This window comes from Aeromonas sp. QDB11 (genome assembly GCF_027705265.1).
In the GTDB taxonomy this organism is placed as follows: domain Bacteria; phylum Pseudomonadota; class Gammaproteobacteria; order Enterobacterales; family Aeromonadaceae; genus Aeromonas; species Aeromonas allosaccharophila.
In genome coordinates, this window is sequence record NZ_JAPDBM010000006.1 from 21,858 (window position 1) to 39,895 (window position 18,038).

The 18,038-nt window shown below is 61.1% G+C and carries 13 protein-coding genes; 11 read left to right on the top strand and 2 right to left on the bottom strand.

What is annotated here, in order from left to right:
• The first annotated feature begins 48 nt into the window (after nucleotides 1-48).
• Nucleotides 49-1,152, top strand: coding sequence for a phosphoribosylaminoimidazolesuccinocarboxamide synthase (locus tag OKC40_RS03175; protein ID WP_042059893.1), 1,104 nt, complete (start codon nucleotides 49-51; stop codon nucleotides 1,150-1,152).
• Nucleotides 1,153-1,280: 128 nt separating this feature from the next.
• Here the strand turns inward: OKC40_RS03175 and OKC40_RS03180 are convergent, their stop codons facing one another.
• Nucleotides 1,281-1,883, bottom strand: a complete 603-nt coding sequence (locus OKC40_RS03180; RefSeq protein WP_270794056.1) for a short chain dehydrogenase — start codon at nucleotides 1,881-1,883, stop codon at nucleotides 1,281-1,283.
• Between the two features lie 97 nt (nucleotides 1,884-1,980).
• Here OKC40_RS03180 and OKC40_RS03185 point away from each other — a divergent pair, with 97 nt between their 5' ends.
• The 4 genes from OKC40_RS03185 to OKC40_RS03200 all read left to right on the top strand — a co-directional run bounded on the left by OKC40_RS03185 (nucleotide 1,981) and on the right by OKC40_RS03200 (nucleotide 4,901).
• On the top strand, nucleotides 1,981-2,880 hold the full coding sequence (locus OKC40_RS03185; RefSeq protein WP_270794057.1) for a LysR family transcriptional regulator: 900 nt from the start codon (nucleotides 1,981-1,983) through the stop codon (nucleotides 2,878-2,880).
• 71 nt (nucleotides 2,881-2,951) lie between these two features.
• Entirely contained in the window at nucleotides 2,952-3,593 is a 642-nt protein-coding gene (locus tag OKC40_RS03190; RefSeq protein ID WP_270794058.1) for a DUF2057 domain-containing protein, read from the top strand.
• Between the two features lie 73 nt (nucleotides 3,594-3,666).
• The gene (locus OKC40_RS03195) at nucleotides 3,667-4,113 is read left to right on the top strand and encodes an HIT domain-containing protein (protein ID WP_075113695.1); all 447 of its coding nucleotides are present in this window, start codon (nucleotides 3,667-3,669) and stop codon (nucleotides 4,111-4,113) included.
• 89 nt (nucleotides 4,114-4,202) lie between these two features.
• Nucleotides 4,203-4,901 carry a DUF3334 family protein gene (locus tag OKC40_RS03200; RefSeq protein WP_042656806.1) on the top strand — a complete coding sequence of 233 codons (699 nt, stop codon included), beginning with the start codon at nucleotides 4,203-4,205 and terminating at the stop codon, nucleotides 4,899-4,901.
• Between the two features lie 65 nt (nucleotides 4,902-4,966).
• Here OKC40_RS03200 and OKC40_RS03205 read toward each other — a convergent pair whose 3' ends face one another.
• Entirely contained in the window at nucleotides 4,967-5,965 is a 999-nt protein-coding gene (locus OKC40_RS03205; RefSeq protein WP_270794059.1) for a DUF2860 family protein, read from the bottom strand.
• Between the two features lie 165 nt (nucleotides 5,966-6,130).
• Here OKC40_RS03205 and arcB point away from each other — a divergent pair, with 165 nt between their 5' ends.
• The 6 genes from arcB to OKC40_RS03235 all read left to right on the top strand — a co-directional run bounded on the left by arcB (nucleotide 6,131) and on the right by OKC40_RS03235 (nucleotide 18,005).
• Nucleotides 6,131-8,443, top strand: coding sequence for an aerobic respiration two-component sensor histidine kinase ArcB (arcB, locus tag OKC40_RS03210; protein ID WP_111808616.1), 2,313 nt, complete (start codon nucleotides 6,131-6,133; stop codon nucleotides 8,441-8,443).
• A gap of 51 nt (nucleotides 8,444-8,494) precedes the next feature.
• On the top strand, nucleotides 8,495-9,859 hold the full coding sequence (gene dgt, locus OKC40_RS03215; RefSeq protein WP_270794060.1) for a dGTPase: 1,365 nt from the start codon (nucleotides 8,495-8,497) through the stop codon (nucleotides 9,857-9,859).
• 318 nt (nucleotides 9,860-10,177) lie between these two features.
• Entirely contained in the window at nucleotides 10,178-10,381 is a 204-nt protein-coding gene (locus OKC40_RS03220; RefSeq protein WP_075113699.1) for a hypothetical protein, read from the top strand.
• Nucleotides 10,382-10,541: 160 nt separating this feature from the next.
• The gene (locus tag OKC40_RS03225; protein WP_442865886.1) at nucleotides 10,542-14,810 is read left to right on the top strand and encodes an ATP-binding protein; all 4,269 of its coding nucleotides are present in this window, start codon (nucleotides 10,542-10,544) and stop codon (nucleotides 14,808-14,810) included.
• Nucleotides 14,791-15,990: an EAL domain-containing response regulator gene (locus OKC40_RS03230; protein WP_270794062.1), complete on the top strand. Its 1,200-nt coding sequence runs from the start codon at nucleotides 14,791-14,793 to the stop codon at nucleotides 15,988-15,990. Before OKC40_RS03225 ends, OKC40_RS03230 begins: the two co-directional genes overlap by 20 nt.
• Nucleotides 15,991-16,028: 38 nt before the next feature.
• Nucleotides 16,029-18,005, top strand: coding sequence for a HAMP domain-containing methyl-accepting chemotaxis protein (locus tag OKC40_RS03235; RefSeq protein ID WP_270794063.1), 1,977 nt, complete (start codon nucleotides 16,029-16,031; stop codon nucleotides 18,003-18,005).
• Nucleotides 18,006-18,038: the final 33 nt, after the last annotated feature.

Sequence of the window (18,038 nt, forward strand, 5' to 3'; positions counted from 1 at the left end):
GAGGGACTCGCGATGTTTACCCCCCACAAACAGGAAGTGTTATTAGCCATGAGTCTTGCAGATCAAGTATTGGCGGTGAATGACGATTTGCCGATCCGTACCGATAAACCTGTCCATTCCGGCAAAGTGCGCAGCGTCTACTGGTTGACCCCCGAAGACAGTGCCCGGCTCATAAAAGAGAAAGGCTATGATGTGCCGGCCGATGCGCCCCTCGCCCTCATGGTGATCAGCGATCGCATCTCGGCCTTCGATTGCATCTGGCAAGGTGTGGATGGCCTGAACGGCGTACCGGGCAAAGGGGCTGCGCTCAACGCCATCTCCAGCCACTGGTTCAAGCTGTTCAAAGAGAAGGGACTGGCCGACAGCCACATTCTGGATATTCCGCACCCCTTCGTCTGGATCGTGCAAAAAGCCCGTCCGGTAATGATCGAGGCAATTGCCCGCCAGTACATCACCGGCTCCATGTGGCGTGCCTACAAGGATGGCGAGCGCGAGTTCTGCGGCATCACCCTGCCGGAAGGGCTCAAAAAGGATCAGAAGCTGCCGGAAATCCTCATCACCCCGTCCACCAAGGGCGTGCTGAAAGGGCTGGATGGTGTGCCGGAAGCCGATGACGTCAACGTCTCCCGTGCCGATATCGAGCGTCACTATAAAGGCTTCAACTTCAGCAAACCGGCTGACATTGACCGCTACGAAGTGCTGCTCAAAGAGGGCTTCAACGTCATCAGCGACGCGCTGGCCGCACTGGATCAGATCTTCGTCGATACCAAGTTCGAGTTTGGTTACGTCCACGATGCGGCGGGCAACGAGAAGCTGATCTACATGGACGAAGTGGGCACCCCCGACAGCTCCCGTATCTGGGATGGCGCGGCCCTGCGCGACGGTCAGATTGTCGAGAAGTCCAAAGAGGGTTTCCGTCAGTGGCTGCTGAACCACTTCCCGGATCCGGACATTCTGCTCAACAAGAACCGCATGCCGGAACGTTTCGCCCTGGCTCGCGACAACAAGCTGCCGACCGAAGTGATGATGGATATCTCCAACACCTACGTCGGGATCGCCGAGAAGATCATCGGCCACAAGCTGGTGCGCTCTGCCAATCCCAAGCAGGAGATCATCGAGGTGCTGCGCGAGCAGTACGGTCTGATCGACTAAGGGTTGCTCTCTTTTTTTGTCGTCAACAAACAAACGTTTGCTGATGGCGAAGGAGATAGGCAGAGAAACAGACGGGCCCCGCTACGGGGCCCGTTTTTATTGCGGTTCTGGCGGCAAGCGAGCGGCGATCAGCCGTTGACCCTGAACACCTGACCGGTCTGGATGCCCAGTACCGACTTCTTGTAAGCCTGCGCCACCTTGGCGGCGGGCACCGGCACGAAGCCCGGGAAGAAGTCGGCGTATTTGTCCATCGACTCCGCCAGCACGGTGGGGCTCACCACATTGATGCACAGGCCCCTGGGCAGCTCGCAGGCGGCCGCTTTCACAAAGTGATCGATGGCGCCGTTGACAGTGCTGGCACTCACGCCCCAGTTGATTGGCTCCTCGCTCAGGATGCCGCTGATCAGGGTGATGGAGCCCTTGTCAGTCAGATAGGGGATGGCGGCGCGGGTCAGGTTGATCTGGCCCATCAGCTTGCTCTCCAGTCCCACCTGCCACTGCTCGTCGCTCATCTCGGTCAGACCGTTGAAGGCCACGCTGCCGCTGGCGACGACCAGCGCATCGAACTGGCCCAGCTTGGCGAACAGCGCCTTGATGGAGGCGGGATCGCGCATGTCGACCGTGGCATCGCCACGGCTGTGGCCGACCCGGATCACCTGATGATCTTTGGCAAGCAGTTCACTGACCGCGGAGCCGACGGTGCCGGAGGCACCCACAATCACAATTTTCATCTGCATCACTCCTGGTTGGGATGTGTCGATTTTAGCGCAACAGAAAATGCAAAAAAGCGCGTAAAATAAACCCATTGTTTCCATATTGGATCTAATGATGAATATCGCCCATCTGGCCAGCTTTTACGAAGTGGTGCTGCGCGGCAGTTTCTCGGCCGCTGCCGATACGCTGGGAGTGAGCAAGGGGATGCTGAGCCGCCACGTCAGCGCGCTGGAGTCCTCCCTCAATGCGCAACTGTTGCAGCGCACCACCCGCCGCCTCAGCCTGACCGAGGCAGGCAAGACCCTCTATCAGCAGGCGGGGGAGATCTTCGCGCTGGCACGACAGGCGGAGCAGGATATTCAGGCGCTGACCGAAGAGGATGGCGGCCGCCTGCGCTTTACCTGCCCGGTCAGCACCGGCGATCGCATGGTGAGCGAGCTGCTGACCAGCTTTGCTGCGCTCTGCCCCGGAGTTGAAGTCGAGCTCAACTTCACCAACCAGATGGTCGACATGAGTCAGGGAGAGAACGACATCGCCCTGCGCGCCATGAACGAGGTGCCGGACAATCTGGTGGCCCTGCCGCTCGGTCGGCTCAAGGATGTGGTGGTGGCGAGCCCCGCACTGGTGGCGCGCGAGGGGCGTCCTGCCACTCCCTATGAGCTGAGCGGGCGCAGCTGCCTGTTGCAGGGGCACAATCCGGCCTGGGAGCAGTGGCACTTTATCCGTGAGGGAGAAGAGGCCCACATTCTGGTGCAGGGCAAGGTGCGGGCTAACCACTACAGCACTGTGTTGCAATTGGCGCGCGCCGGTATGGGCTATGCCAAGTGTCCGCTGATGCTGGTGGAATCGCTGCTGACGGCAGGGGAGTTGGTGACGGTGCTCGACGAGTGGCAGAGCGGCCTGCATCAGCTCCATGTGCTGCATGCCCAGCAGCGACGGGTGCCGCGCAAGATCCGGCTGTTCAAGCAGGTGCTGGCCCAGTGGTTTGCCGAGCGGCCCAACTACCTGCTCTGAGCGGCGTTATTTTTCTGTCATCTTCGGCTGCTACCCTGCGCCCATCATCGGCATCAGGAAGATCAGCGGGAATGAAGAGCAATAGAGGGTTGACCGGGTTTGTGCTGCTCTGTGCAGTGTTGGCGGCGGGCAGTGCGCAGGCCGTAGTGGAAGTGAAGGTGCCGGATAATTTTCGCATCCTCGCGGTGAGCAACGGCACCTTGCAGGATGAGCAGCATGCCACCCTGGCGGATGGCGAGCAGCAACTGCTGGTGCGCTTCGAGGGGGTGATCCCCAGTCGCAGCAGCAGCGAGAATGACCGGCAGGTGCGCTCCGAGCCGCAGGTGGTGCGCTATCAGGGCAGCAATCAACATTTGCAGCTGACTGCCAGCGTACCGGGAGACGAGCGGGGCATGCAGGCGTATGCCAAGGCACCAGTGGTAGCGTTGCAGGAGAATGGCCGGGCGCTTGCCATCCAGCAGGATGCGCTGGTGACCAGCGGCATGCTGCTTGGGGTGGATTGGAACGGCAAACTGGCTGAATACAACCGCAGCGGCGGCAAGGCGGCGTTGACGGCCGTCGCCGTTGCTGCGCAGCCAACGGCTACGCTCGCCAGCGGGGCGCAACCCGTTGTGGCAGCCAGCGAGCTGGAAGGGCAGTTGCAGCAGTTGTTCCTGCAGGCCGATCCGGCCCTGCGCAAGCGCTTCATCGGTTGGGCCGTGCCGCAGCTTTAAGTTTTCCGCCCGTTGCAGTAACGTGGACACTCCTTTTTCAGGCGCTCTGTTCATCGTACTCAACGAGGTTTTCATGTTTGAATTGCATTCACGCCTGCAGGCAGATACCCGGTGGCTCGGGGATCTGCCCCTCTGCCGTGTCTTGCTGGCCAAAGACAGCCAGTATCCCTGGCTGATCCTGGTACCGCGAGTGGCTAACTTGCGGGAAATTCACCATCTGGCGCCGGAGCAGCAGCAACAGCTGATGCAGGAGTCCTGCGCCGTCGCCGCCCTGATGGAACAGGCCCTCAGCCCGGACAAGATCAACATAGGGGCGTTGGGCAATCTGGTGCCGCAACTCCACCTTCACCATGTCGCCCGCTTTGCGACGGATCGCGCCTGGCCCGGCCCCATCTGGGGAGCTCATCCGGCCGTGCCTTACGAGCCACAAGTTTTGGCGCAGCAGGCCGATACATGGCGTGCCCGGCTCGCCAAGCTGAGCGGTTTCACCCCTGTGGCTGCTGATAACGGAGTCAACTGAGAGGCGTGTCGCTATTTCAGTCTCCGGGCCGCGCCATCTGTTAGAGTTATGGTATAGATAAGCCCATTTTCGAAGTTCAGGAAGGTCCCATGATAGTGACAAGATCCGATGACGATGCCGTATTGACCACAGAGGATGTGCTGCTCAGCCTGTGCAACTCGGTGACGGACGTTTTGAGTGCCGCGACCATGAGTCAGGTGCGTTTTTCCGGCATGGTGCAGCGGATCAGCAAGACCTGCCTCAAGCCCGATATCGGCTGTTTCGTGCTGTTCGATGGCGGTTTTTCCGGTCTGGTGGTGATCAACTTCTCCGCCGCCGCCGCCATGGAGCTGTACGAGAGCTACATGCTCAGCATGGGGCTCTCCAAGGAGGATCTCGCCATCTCCCACACCTCTGACGAGGTGAGCAACGTGATGGGTGAGCTGATGAACCAGATCGTCGGCAGCTTCACCGTCAAGGTGGGCCGGGATCTGCAGACTCACATCACCCAGAACCAGCCGAAGATGCTGGCCCTCAACAAGCAGGTGATGCTGAGCGTCGATACCAACCTCGACAGCCCGGAGTCCCGCCGCGTCACCTTCTTCACCGCCCGCAACAACATCTTCTATCTGGAGCTGGCGATGGACAAAACCGAGTTCATCCGCATCCACAATGAGGGGATGGAGCATGAGGAGCTGGATCCCGATGCGCTGATCGCCCAGACCAAGCTGGATGCTGCCAAGCCGGTTCAGGCTGCGGCCCCGGTCGCCAACGATCACGACGATCTGCTCGACTCCCTCGGGATTTGAGACGCAAGCCAGACGACATCAAGGCCACTTTCGAGTGGCCTTGTGTTTTTGCGCTGTACCAGGGGTCAGAAGTTGTAGAGCAGGCCGGTGCTGAAGCGGGTGGCTTGTGAATCGTAGAAGCTGATATCCGAGCTGGATTTGCCATACGCCGCGCTGGCGGTCGCCGAGAGGGAACTGACGCCAAACAGGTTGTGCCAGAAGAAGATGGCGTTCGCCGCAAACTCGTCGGCATCGGCGTACTGGCCGAAGAGGGGGTTGGCCTCGTCATAGTTGCTCTGGCCGAGGTAGAGGTTGCTGACAAATGACCACTGGGCGCCCCGCTTGGCATAGGTCAGCTGCATGCCGCTCTGTTTGTAGCGCTGGGCGCGTCCGTCGAGATCCGCATCGCGATAGATCAGCGCGGGCTCAATCACGTGGCCGCCGCTAAAGCGCCACTGATAGGAGAGTTCGAGGGCGTGGATCTTGCCGTTGCGATCGAGGGCTGAGGCGTAGTTGGTATGGTGGATGGCGTCGTATTGCTGGCCGCTGCGCTCTTCATCCACGTCGATGTTGCGGGTGGTCAGGCTGCCATTGAAGTTGCTGCCCCAGATATTGTCCCAGCTTGCCCGCACGCCGGTCGAGTTGATGTCGGTCGAGCTGCGGGCCACCCCCACGGCGAATGGATCGCTCCACTGCTCGGTTGGCATGGCGCTGAACACCAGCGAGCCGCCGACAATCCCCTTGTCCCCCAGCTCTTGCCGCAGCCCCAGTTGCTGGGTGAAGTCGAAGCGAATGGCATCCTGGATCAGGTTGCCGAGAAAAAGCTGGGTGCGGGTGTCGGCAAAGGTGTAGCGGATATCGGCATTGATCAACGGCGTGACGGCCGAGCTGCTCTGCGGGCTGCCCAGACCGGAGAGGGTGTTGTGGTCATCATCGCCGCTGTAGAAGTTGGATTCGTAGTTGACGACATTGATGCCGCCCAGCAGAAAACCGGACCAGCCGGACTCTTTGGGAATGCCCCCCAAATCGGCATGGGCGCTGTTGGCGACAAGCAGGCCAAGGCCCAGCAGAGAGATGTGACGCATCGAAGTGTTCTCCTGATCCGGTCGTTCGGGATGAAAAGATGAGGTTCAAGTTGCCGACATTCGCCAGTCAGCTCACAGAATCGTGACGCAACGGGGTGAGATAAAGAAGAGTTCACCCTGTTGTGCTGGTATTCTGTACCGCGAATATCGGGGGAAAACAACAAGATGAAACAGATTAAATCCTGGGCGCAATATTACGTCGATCTGATGACCAAGCTGGGACTGGTGCGATTCAGCATGTTTCTTGCGGCGGGCATTATCGTGCTGGCGGTCGCCATCCAGATGGGGGTGACCCTGTTCCTGCGCGGCAATATCGATGTGATCGACTTCGTTCGCTCGGTGTTCTTTGGCCTGTTGGTGACCCCCTGGGCCGTCTATTTTCTCTCCATCGTGGTGGATCAGCTGGAGGACTCCCGCCAGCGGCTGACGCGCATGGTGCGCAAGCTGCAAGATATGCGCGAGCGGGATCTGGAGCTCAATACCCAGTTGCAGGAGAACATCAGTCGCCTCAACGCCCAGATTGCCGAGACCAACCGGGCCGAGAGCCTGCGCCTGCAGGCCATCGAGGATCTGGAGAACGAGGTGTTCCAGCGCGAAAAAGCCCAGCTCCATCTGGGGGAGCGCACCGCCCTGTTGCGATCCTTTATCGACTGCTCTCCCGATCTGGTCTACTACCGTAACGAGGATGAGCAGTTCTCCGGCTGCAACCGCGCCATGGAGGAGCTGACCGGCAAAGTGGAGGCGGAGCTGATCGGCCTGACCCCGTTCGATGTCTACAAGCAGGAGATCGCCAACAAGATCGTCGAGACTGACCGGCAGGTCTTCGCCAGCAACGAGCCGCTCACCTACGAGCAGTGGCTGGAGTATCCCGATGGTCGCAAGGCCTATTTCGAGCTGCGCAAGGTGCCCTTCTTCGATCGCTTCGGCAAGCGGCTCGGTCTGCTCGGCTTTGGCCGCGACATCACCGAGCGCAAGCAGTATCAGGACAAGCTGGAGAAGGCGAGTCGCGACAAGACCACCTTCATCTCCACCATCAGCCACGAGCTGCGCACCCCGCTCAACGGCATCGTGGGCTTGAGCCGGATGCTGATGGATACCCCCCTCGATCCCAAGCAGCACCAGCAGCTCAAGACCATCCACCTGAGTGCGGTGACCCTTGGCAATATTTTCAACGACATCATCGACTTGGACAAACTGGATCGGCGTCGCCTCGAAATTGCGCCGACCCGCATCGACCTGCCCGCCTTCCTCGACGAACTGGAGACCCTGTCGCGTATTCAGGCGGAGCAGAAGGGGCTCTATCTGCATTTCGACCGCGACGGTGACATGCCGCAATTCGTGATGGCCGATGGCACCCGCCTGCGTCAGGTGTTGTGGAATCTGGTGGGCAACGCGGTCAAGTTTACCGATGAGGGGGGCGTCACCGTGCGCTGTCTCGCCCATCCTGCCGACGAGCCGGGCAAGCTGGCGCTGCACTTCGAGGTGGAGGATACCGGCGTCGGTATCCCGCGCGCCCAGCAGGAGAAGATCTTCGCCATGTACTATCAGGTGCAGGGCAAGAAGCACGCCACCGGCACCGGCATTGGCCTCGCGGTCTCCCGTCAGCTGGTGCAGGCGATGGGGGGTCAGCTCTATGTGGACAGCGATCCGGGCGAGGGCTCCTGCTTCACCGCCGAACTGGAAGTGGCCTGTGCCGAGCCGGTGCTGGCCGAGCCGGAAGAGGAGATGCCTTCCCTCGATATCCTGCTGGTGGAGGATGTGGAGCTCAACGTAACGGTGGCTTGCGCCCTGCTCAACAAGCTGGGTCATCAGGTGCAGGTGGCACGGGATGGCACCCAGGCGCTGGCGATGGCTAACCCGGATGATTTTGACCTCATTTTGCTCGATATCCAGCTGCCGGACATGACCGGCTTCGATGTGGCGGAACAACTGCTGGCGCGTTATGGCGACAGCCTGCCGCCCATGGTGGCGCTCACCGCCAACTCAACCGGCGATCGCCAGTACTATCGGGATCACGGCATGCAGGATGTGATCAACAAGCCCCTCGGCTCCAAAGCGGTGCGGGAGGTGATTGGTCACCTGTTTGCCGGTCTGGCCGAGGATGAAGCGGACGAGCAGGCGGATGCGGGCAATCAGGATGCGCTGCTGGACTTGCCCTTCCTCACCGATTACGCCGATACCGTGGGCAAGCCGGTGCTGCTCTCCAGCGTCGATCTGTTCGAGAAGATGATGCCGGACTACATGGCGGTGCTCGACTCCAACATGATTGCCAAGGATCAGGCGGGGGTGGTGGAGGAGGCCCACAAGATAAAAGGGGCGGCAGGTTCCATCGGCCTGCGCCGTCTGCAGCAGACGGCCCAGCTGATCCAGAGCCCGGATCACCCCGCCTGGTGGGAGAACGTAGAAGACTGGATTGAGACGCTGCGCCGCGAATATCCCGGCGATATCGCCCGTCTGCGGCGCTGGTTGTTGTCTTGAGGCGGGTGGTTGTCTTGAGTCTGAGGGAAGTTGCTGGCAAGGAGCTGCAAGATGTATAGCCGTTTGATTACCCCCGCGCGCATCCACTCCTGGGGTGACGAAGATCTGCTGGAGGCGACCGAGCAGGATCGCGCCCGTATCGTGCAGGCCGCGCCGGTGCGCCGTCTGCAGCAGAAAACCCAGGTCTTTCCGCTCGATGTGAAGGCCTCGGTGCGCAGTCGCCTCACCCATTCGCTGGAGGTGCAGGAGACCGGTCGCCAGATCAGTCGCCGCATTCTGGCCGCCTTGCCAGCAGGCGTGGTCTGCGAAGGGGCCTTTATCAATCTGGTGGAGATGTCCTGCCTGCTCCATGATGTGGGCAACCCGCCGTTTGGCCACTTTGGCGAGCAGGTGATGAGCCAGTGGCTTGGCGAGATGCTCGATCCCCTCTATCAGCAGGCGCTGGCGCAGCCCCCCTCGGCCCAGTGGGCGGAATTGCGTCAGGATCTGCAGTTGTTTGATGGCAACGCCCAGAGCCTGCGGCTGGTGCACAGCCTGCACGAACTCAACCTGACGCTCGGGCAGCTGGCGGCGCTGTGCAAATACCCGCAGCAGCCGCAACCCGGCGTGAGTTACGGCCAGCATCACGGCTGGAGCAGCAAGCGCGGCATCTTCTTCAGCGAGCAGCCGCTCTACCGCGCCCTCGGCCAGAGTCTGGGGCTGGCCCCCGGCTGTCGCCATCCGCTGGTCTACATCATGGAGGCGGCGGACGACATCTCCTACTGCATCGCCGATCTGGAAGATGCGGTGGATCGGCGGATCCTGACACTGTCAGAGCTGCTGGTGGCGTTGCGCCGTGCTGATGGAAGCGACTATCTGGCTGTGTTGCTGGATGAGGCGCTGGCCTCTGGCCGGGGCTTTTTCCCCCATTTTCGCCAGCAACTGACCCGGGATCTGGTGGCGCTGGCGGCGCAGAGCTATGTCAGCGAACATCAGGCCATTTTGCAGGGCTCCTACCCGCAAGCGCTGCTGCACGGTCAGGCGCCGGCGGCGCGGGTGCTCGATATCCTCAAACAGGTTGCCCGCGAGCTGGTCTTTATGCGCCCCGAGGTGGAAGCACTCGAGCTGGAAGGGTATGCGGCGCTGCGCGGGGTGCTGACCAGTTATGCCTGCCTGTTGGCGCTGCCGGCGCGGCAATTTGCCCGCCTGCTGGCCGGGGAGGGGAGTCAGGATCTCTTCTTCGCCCGCCGCCTCTATCACCGCCTCTCGGCCCGCCACCTCAAGGCCTACCGGCTGGCGATCGCCACCCCGGACTCGCGCTTTGCCTGCCAGCACGAGCAGGAGTGGTATTACCGGGTGCGGCTGCTGCTCGATTACGTCAGCGGCATGACAGATACCTATGTACTGGAGGAGTACCGGCTGCTCTCCGGGATTTGATGCCCGGGGTTGCCCCTTGTCAGGCAGCATAAAATGCCATGAAAACGTTTAAAAAGGAGTCGCAGGAGGCTTGTTTTAAATTCGGATATTTTTTAGACTTCTGCAACCTGTTCAACTTTTGCTCGGTAAGGAGACGAATATGCAACATCTGATGCTCAATATTGCATTCTCTCGCGGCACTGCGTGCGGCGTGAAATCTCGTGCTCTTTTACCGCGTGGCGTAAACAGGTAACCCCTGTCTTTTTATCACCCGCGGTTCGTCCCGCAGGGTGATATCCACTTTCTCCGGGAGAACCGCATGTTCAACTGGAGAATGTCATGTCTATCGAACTGGTTTTACTGCGCAGTGTTGAATCCCTGGTCCAGAGAAGGATTGCCCGGGTCGAGCGTCGTCTCGTGCAGGTCAATCTGTCACCCGCCCTGCTCAGGGATATCGGGCTGGAAGGGTATCAGGGTCAGGTCTCCCTCGTTCGCGAGCGGGAGTATCAAACCGGCTTCCGGCTCGGGAATCGAATAACCTGATGGAAGGGGCCTGTATGGCCCCTTTCTTGGCCTTGATGGCAGACCCCGGTCTGCCATTTTCATTTGATTAAGCTGTGGTTAAGTTAAGGCGCGAATATCCATTCGCGAATTTTGCGAAAATCTCTATTATTTGCGGCCGACTTTTCTTTGGATTCAGGTTATGAGCCGCACTCGCCGTTTATTTCAGTTTATATTCCTGCTGCTATGGTGTGTGCTGGGGCAGCGCGAATCTGAAGCGAGGCTTAATCCATTGGCGCTTACAGAGGCCGAACGTCAGTGGAGCGCGGCCCATCACGAGCTGATCATCGGTATGCCGATGATGGGATCGCCCCCTTATAGCTACAAGGATGCGGTACAGGGGTTCAACGGCCCGGTGCCCGAGATGGCGCTACTGATCGCCAGAGCGCTCGGCTTGCCCCTGCACTACAAGGAGTTCACCTCCTATGACGAGGCGCTGAGCGCGTTGCAGGCGGGCAAGGTGCATATCATCATCAATTTTCAGCCCGGAGAGCAGTGGGAAAACCAGATAGCCTCGGTGCCCTTCCCGTTCTTTATTCCGCAGGGGGTGCTGCTGAATCGCACGCTCACCCGGCTCTCTCTTGACGAGGCTCGCAAGCTTAAATGGGTCTGCATGGTCGGGACCGACTCCTGTGGCCAGCTTGAGGCGCTGGGTCTGGTGCCGGTCAAGGCGGTGGAGCGGCGCAGCGAAGCCACCTTCATGCTCAAGCAACAGCTGGCGGATGCCTATCTGGCGGATATGCCATCGCTGTTGTCGGAGCGGGCACAAAACCCCAATGCCGGTTTTTCGATTGTCAAACCGCAGTGGGCGCCGGTCTCCTCCCTGTCCGTCAATATGCTGCGCAACAACCCCGGGCTCACCAGTCTGATAAACCGCGTCATGCCCGAGCTGCCGGTGACGGATATGCGTCCCATCCTTGAAGCCATCAATGGGGGGCAGACTACGGCATCGGGGGAGATCACCACGGTCAAATTTACCCCCGAGGAGCAGGCGTGGCTGCGCACGCATCCGATCTTGCGCTACGGCATCTCGCCGCACTGGGTCTCGATGAGCGAGTTCAATTATCGTGGCAAGCTGGTGGGCTACGTACCCGATATGGTGGCCCTGCTGCGCCGCTACTCCGGGCTGGAGTTCTCGCTGGTGCGTACCGAATCCTGGCGAGAGACCCAGAATTTGCTCAAAAGCCACCTGATCGACTTTATTCCGGTGATGAGCCCGTCGGCAGAGCGCGAGCATCTGGGGATTTACACCCCTAACTACATGTTTGTTGACCGCGTCATCGTGGGGGGGAGAGAGAGCAAAAATCTCTCCGACCTCGAATTGGTGCGAGGTACGCGGGTCGGCATTGTGGATGCATCCATTGACGAGGAGCTGTTGGCCTCACTGGGGGCAATTCCGGTGGAGGTGAAGGATGACAGCCGCCTGCTGCGCCTGCTCGATGAGGGGCGCGCCGATTATGTGCTGCTTACCATGACCACCCTGCCGGCCGCCCTGGGGCGAGGCTTTGAGGATCGCTATCGGGTGGTCTACTCCGGGCAAAACTTGCGTCTTCCCGGCGCCATGGGGGTATCCCCTGCCGACCCCATGTTGCAGCAGATCCTGACCAAGATCCTCTATGCCATCCCCCAGCACGAGATTGACAAGCTTGAATCCCGTTGGCTGACGATGCGGCTGCAGACCGGCCTGGATACCCGCACCGTAGTGCTGTGGTTTCTGGTCTGCGCGGGGGGGGCGCTGGTGTTCTTTACCATCTTCTGGCACTGGAACCAGACGCTGCAGCGGCAAAATGATCAGCGAAAACAGGCCCAAAAGCAGCTCAACGAGCAGCTGGCCTTTGTCCAGACGCTGCTCGACTCCTTGCCGAGCATGGTGGCACTGCGAGATCGCCAACAGAACCTGACTCTCTGCAACAAGGCGTATCGGGAGGCCTTTATCGGCGCCGAATCCGGCGGGGATGGCTGGAGTTATATGCAGACCGAGGAGCGGGAGCAGATGCTGCGTGAAGAGCAGAGCGTCTGGGCGACCGGTGTCAGGCTGGAGGGAGCTGGCTATACCCGACGGATCGACGAATCCCAGTTCCATGTGGTCTATGTCAAGTTGCCCTACCGGGCGGCAGATGGCGAGATCCAGGGGGTATTGACCGTGCTGACCGATGTCAGCGCCCTGAAAGCGGCCGAGGACAAGGTGCGCGAAGTGGAAGCCATGCTGCGGGACATGACCGACAGCATGCCCGGCGTGGTCTATCAGTATCTGTGGCATCGCTCGGATCAGGGGCGTTTTCTCTATGTCTCGCAAGGGGCGGGGGAGACGCTGGGGGTGCCTTCCCAGGCCCTGATGTCCGCCAGATCCGAGTGGAAGACATTTGGCGTCAGTGAAGAGGTGTTGCAGGCGTTCTTCAGTCGGGTTGCCGCCAATGCACCGACCCGGACGCCGATCGACTGGGAGGTCAAGGTGCCCCACTATGGTGGCGAACGCTATCTGCAGGTGCGGGGCAGCTTCGTGGAGCAAGGGCCGGATACCCTGCTTCTCAACGGCATGGTGCAGGACATCACGGCCCTCAAGCAGCAGCAGTATGAGTTGCATGAGGCGCGCGCCAGCGCCGAACAGGCCATGCAGGCCCGCAGTCGCTTTCTGGCCACCATGAGCCATGAGCTTCGTACGCCGATTTCGGGGATGCACGGCATGCTGGAGCTGCTGCGGATGAGCAACGTGGACGATGATCAGCGCTATCTGCTGCGCAACGTGGTCACCTCGACCAACAACCTGCTCTATCTGGTCAACGATATCCTCGATTTCTCCAAGATCGAGGCGGGCCAGCTTCATCTGGATTATCAGTCGAGCCCGTTGCAGTCGGTGATTTGCGATGCGGTTCGTGGTCATGCCGCCCAGGCCCATGGCAAGGGGTTGCAAGTCGAGTTCAGTTGGGAGAGCGAGGTGCCGGATCGGGCGGATATCGATGCCATCCGGGTGGCGCAGGTGGTCTCCAACCTGCTGAACAATGCGGTCAAGTTTACCGAGCGCGGGGTGATTGCCATTCGCGTCAGGTATCGGGATCAGCAGCTCGCCATCACGGTAGCCGACTCCGGCATCGGGATCGCCGAGGAGAAGCAGGCGCTGCTGTTCACCCCGTTCGAGCAGCTCGACTCCGATATCAATCGTCGTTATGGCGGCACCGGGCTGGGATTGGCCATTTGCGATCAACTGGTGCGCAAGATGGGGGGCTCGCTGAGCCTCAATAGCCGGGCCGGTGAGGGGGCCAGTTTCTGCTTCACCATTCCGCTGAGCAACCCCCACTGGGATCTCCCGGCGCTGGCAGGCAGCGAGTGGTGGTATCTCGGTGACGACCACCTGCTGGAACAGACGATGACTCGGTTGGGTGCCAAATTGCACCCTATCGATGCCAACCGGCTGGCTCGGGGGGTCAATGGCCTGCTGCTGGCCGACGAGTGCTGGCTGGCGCGCGATCTTGGCCACAACTGGTTGGAGCGAGTGCAGCAGCCCGGGCTCAAGGGGATCGTCTTCTCCCCTGACGAGGTGCTGCGCACCCGGCTGGGCCCGGCGCGCTGGTGGCGGCTGGGGCTCTCTCCTCTCTATCCGGACCTGCTGCTGGAGAGTGGCCGCGAGCTGCTCTGCGGGGTCGTCAATCCGGTGATGGCAACGCATGCCGACAAGTTGGTCGGTCGGGTGCTGGTGGCGGATGACCATCCGGTCAACCGGGCCCTGCTGGAGCGCCAGCTGGGGATCCTGGGGGTCGAGTGCGTGGTGGTCGAGAACGGCGAGCAGGCGCTGCAGGCCTGGCAGGCAGAGCCCTTCTCGTTGTTGCTGACCGACTGCCACATGCCGGTGATGGATGGCTATACCCTGACCAGCACCCTGCGGGCCAACGGCGATCAGGCCCCCATCATCGGGGTGACGGCCGATACCTCGGAGGAGGCGTCGGCCCGCATGGTCGCCGCCGGCATGAACGGCATGCTGATCAAGCCTTATATGCTGGAGGCGCTGCGCCAGACGCTGGTGCATTGGCTGCCAGCCTGCGCAGCCGTGACGCCGGAGCCGCTCATCGGCGCGTCGGCGCTGGCTGCCCGCTGGATGGCGCTGTTTGGCGATGAAGAGGATGCCAGAGCCATGGCCAGCGAATATCTGGCCTCCAATCTGCTGGATCGCGAAGAGATGATGGCGGCGCTGGCGGTCCGCAACGGGGACGCGTTGCTGGAGATCGCTCACCGCATCAAGGGGGCCGCCCGCATGGTGGGGGAGTGTGCCCTGGCCGAACAGGCCGAACTGCTGGAGAGTGCCGCACGGCTCAAGCAGCTGGATGAGTTTGCCGTGCTGGGGCAGGAGGTTGATCTGCTGATCAACCGGGTTACCTACGAGACAGGATTATGGCTGAATGAACAAGCGCGAGCATGAAGTGGTCATCATGGTGGCTGAGGATCACCCCTTTCAACGCAAGGCGCTGTTGCATCAGATCCGCGGCCTGGGCTATCGGCAACTGCTGGAGGCGCGGGACGGGGTGGAGGCACTGGCGCTCTGCCAGCAGCAGAGAGTCGATATCCTGCTCTGTGACCTGCGGATGCCCGGCATGGATGGCATGGGTTTGCTGCGCCGTCTCTCGCAGGCGGGTTTTCGCGGCGGCATCATCCTCTCCAGCGCGCTGGAGGGAGATGTGGTCGAGGCGGTGCTGCGCATGAGCGCCGCCTATGGCCTGCATGTGCTGGGGCGGCTCGACAAGCCCGCCCGGCCGGGGCAACTCGCACAGCTGATTCAGTCATGGTCTCCCGCCCGGGAGCCCTCCCGTCAGGAGGAGGGGCACAGGATCGATCTCGATCAGCTCAAACGCGGCATCGAGCAGCAGCAGATCTTGCCCTGGTATCAGCCGAAAGTGAGCTTTGCCACGGGTCAGTGGGCCGGGATGGAGGCGCTGGCTCGCTGGCAGCATCCCGAATATGGACTCATCTCGCCGGGACTCTTTATCCCGATGGCGGAAGAGCACGACTTGATTGCGCCCCTGACCGAGATCATCATTGGCAAGTCGTTGAGTGATGCCCACCTGTGGGGGGAAACCGGATTGTCGATCAATCTGTGTGCCAGCTCCCTCAATGACGGCAGTCTGTGCCAGACCCTGATTGACCAGTGCCGGCACTGGAGCGTGGATCCGGCCCTCATCACCCTGGAGGTGACCGAGAGTGCCTTCATTCGTGATATCGGTGCCATGCTGGAGGTGCTGACCCGGCTGCGGATGCACGGCTTTGGCCTCTCCATCGATGATTTTGGCACCGGCTACTCCTCGATGCAGCAGCTGGCGCTGCTGCCCTTTACCGAGCTGAAGCTGGATCGCTCCTTCGTCGATCGCTGCCATGCCGATCCGGCGCACCTGGCCATTATCGAGTCCAGTATCGAGCTGGCCCGCAAGCTCGGGCTCAAAACGGTGGCAGAAGGGGTGGAGGACGCGGCGACCTGGCACTTGCTGGCCAGGCTCGGCTGTGACCTCTGCCAGGGCTTTTTCTCCGCCCGCCCGATGCCGCACAGTGAGTTGGCAAGTTGGCACCGGACTTGGCAAGATAGATTGCCTACACTGATATCTATCTGATTCTGTTGTCTAGCTCCCCCGTTTGAACAAGGATGTTCATGAAAATCTCAAGCAAGCTGTTGCTCAGCTTCGGTTTTATCAACCTGCTGATCCTGCTCTCCTCCACCCTGGTCTATTACCGGCTCACCCAGATCAATCAGGCCCAATACACCCTGCTGGAGCAGGCGCTGCCCGCCCTGCAGCGGGATGAGGCGAGCCAGAAGGCGCTGGTGGCCACCGTCTCTGCCCTGCGTGGCTATCTGATCCTCGGCAAGGATCCGGCTCAGGCCTCCCGCCTCAAGCAGGAGTGGGAGTCAGCATGGCAGGCCATCACCCATCAGACATTCAGCCCGGCGCTCGCCCAGTCTCTCGGGACCTTCAAAAGCCATCAGGAGAAGGTGTGGGCCATCGCCCAGAGCGAAGAGAATCTGCCTGCCCACACCCTGATGCTGCAGGAGGCGGGGCCGCTGGCGGAGGCGGCGCTCGATCAGTTGCAATCCTTTGCCAATGAAGAGGTTGGCACTCCACAGGATCAACTCTCCGGCGATCGCCGCATGCTGCTCAAGCAGGTGGGGGATGCCTACAACAGCCTCGCCAACGCCCTCTCCGCCCTGCGGGATTTTCTCATCTCAGGCGATCCCGAATACCGCAGCAAATATCAGGATTACTACCAGTTTCACCAGCAGCGGGTGGCGGAGGTGAAACAGCAAGCCGAGCTTTTTACCGAGACCCAGCAGAGCCTCTGGCAGCTGTTTGAAGAGATGGCGACCCCCTTCTCCGAGCTGGTGGGGCAGGTGATCGAGAAGCGCCAGGCGCCGGATTGGGATCAGGCCAACTACCTGATGGCCACCGACATCGAGCCGATGCAGTCCACTCTCAGTGAACAGCTGGTACAGCAGGTGGCAAAGACCCGGGCCGAGGTGGAGGAGATCTCGGCGCAGATGACCCGCGCCGGGAGTGCCATCAACCAGACCCTGCTGCTGGCAACCGGCAGTGCCATCGTGCTCGGCATGCTGGTCGCCTGGCTCTTTAGCCGCCGTCTGACCCGTGACATTGCCAGCCTGGTGACCCGGGCGGGGCAGGTTGCCGATGGCCGACTGGCGGCCGAGCCCTTGCCGATAACGGGGCAGGATGAGTTGGGAGAATTGACTGGCTCCATCAACCGGATGTCTGTCCAACTGCGCCAGTTGGTGGGTGAGTTGCAGGGGGCGGTGGGGCAGGTAGAAGAAGCCTGTGGTGAGGTGGGCAGCACCACGCGGGCCATCGTCGTGGATTTGACGGTGCAGGATCAGCGGGTCGATGCGGTGGCGGCCGCTATCGATCAGATGTCGGTCAGCGCCCGGGATGTGGCTGGCAATATCACCGCCGCGGCAGGTGGTGCCCAGCAGGTGCAGCAGCAGACCCGACAGGGGCAGGCCGCGCTGGCGCGGATGACCGACGCCATGCAGCAGATTGCCGCCATGATTGGGCAGGCCAACGAGGCCATGGGGCTGCTGGCGCATCAGAGCGAACAGGTCGGGCAGATCACCGAGGTGATCGCCACGATCGCGGAGCAGACCAACTTGCTGGCCCTCAATGCGGCGATCGAGGCAGCGCGAGCAGGCGAGCAGGGGCGCGGTTTTGCGGTGGTGGCCGATGAGGTACGCCAGCTGGCGACCCGCACCCATCAATCAACCGCCGAGATCAGCCAGACCATTGCGGCCATCTCCCAACAGACTCGCCAGACGGTGAGTACCGTCAGCAGCGGTACCGGGTTGGTCGAGCAGGGGCGGGATGCAGTCGGCCTGGTGACCGATACCCTGAGTGCCATGAACCAGCTGGTGCAGTCGCTGTCGGGTCAGCTGGAAGCCATATCGGTGGCGACCGAACAACAATCCCGGGTAGCTATCGAGGTGGCCGGCACGGTAGAGGATATTGCCGTGCTCAGTCGGCAATCCTGTCAGCTCAGTCAGCAGGGGGAGGAGATAGTGGCCAGACTGGCTGGCGATACCGGCAAGCTGACGGCGGTGATCGCACGCTTTGATCTTGAAGCGTGAGATGGCGGGATCATCCCGCCATTGCGATTTATC

Coding starts and splice junctions, on each gene's coding strand:
- OKC40_RS03175 (WP_042059893.1), top strand. CDS start 49: ATGAGTCTTGCAGATCAAGTATTGGCGGTGAATGACGATTTGCCGATC.
- OKC40_RS03180 (WP_270794056.1), bottom strand. CDS start 1,883: ATGAAAATTGTGATTGTGGGTGCCTCCGGCACCGTCGGCTCCGCGGTC.
- OKC40_RS03185 (WP_270794057.1), top strand. CDS start 1,981: ATGAATATCGCCCATCTGGCCAGCTTTTACGAAGTGGTGCTGCGCGGC.
- OKC40_RS03190 (WP_270794058.1), top strand. CDS start 2,952: ATGAAGAGCAATAGAGGGTTGACCGGGTTTGTGCTGCTCTGTGCAGTG.
- OKC40_RS03195 (WP_075113695.1), top strand. CDS start 3,667: ATGTTTGAATTGCATTCACGCCTGCAGGCAGATACCCGGTGGCTCGGG.
- OKC40_RS03200 (WP_042656806.1), top strand. CDS start 4,203: ATGATAGTGACAAGATCCGATGACGATGCCGTATTGACCACAGAGGAT.
- OKC40_RS03205 (WP_270794059.1), bottom strand. CDS start 5,965: ATGCGTCACATCTCTCTGCTGGGCCTTGGCCTGCTTGTCGCCAACAGC.
- arcB (WP_111808616.1), top strand. CDS start 6,131: ATGAAACAGATTAAATCCTGGGCGCAATATTACGTCGATCTGATGACC.
- dgt (WP_270794060.1), top strand. CDS start 8,495: ATGTATAGCCGTTTGATTACCCCCGCGCGCATCCACTCCTGGGGTGAC.
- OKC40_RS03220 (WP_075113699.1), top strand. CDS start 10,178: ATGTCTATCGAACTGGTTTTACTGCGCAGTGTTGAATCCCTGGTCCAG.
- OKC40_RS03225 (WP_442865886.1), top strand. CDS start 10,542: ATGAGCCGCACTCGCCGTTTATTTCAGTTTATATTCCTGCTGCTATGG.
- OKC40_RS03230 (WP_270794062.1), top strand. CDS start 14,791: ATGAACAAGCGCGAGCATGAAGTGGTCATCATGGTGGCTGAGGATCAC.
- OKC40_RS03235 (WP_270794063.1), top strand. CDS start 16,029: ATGAAAATCTCAAGCAAGCTGTTGCTCAGCTTCGGTTTTATCAACCTG.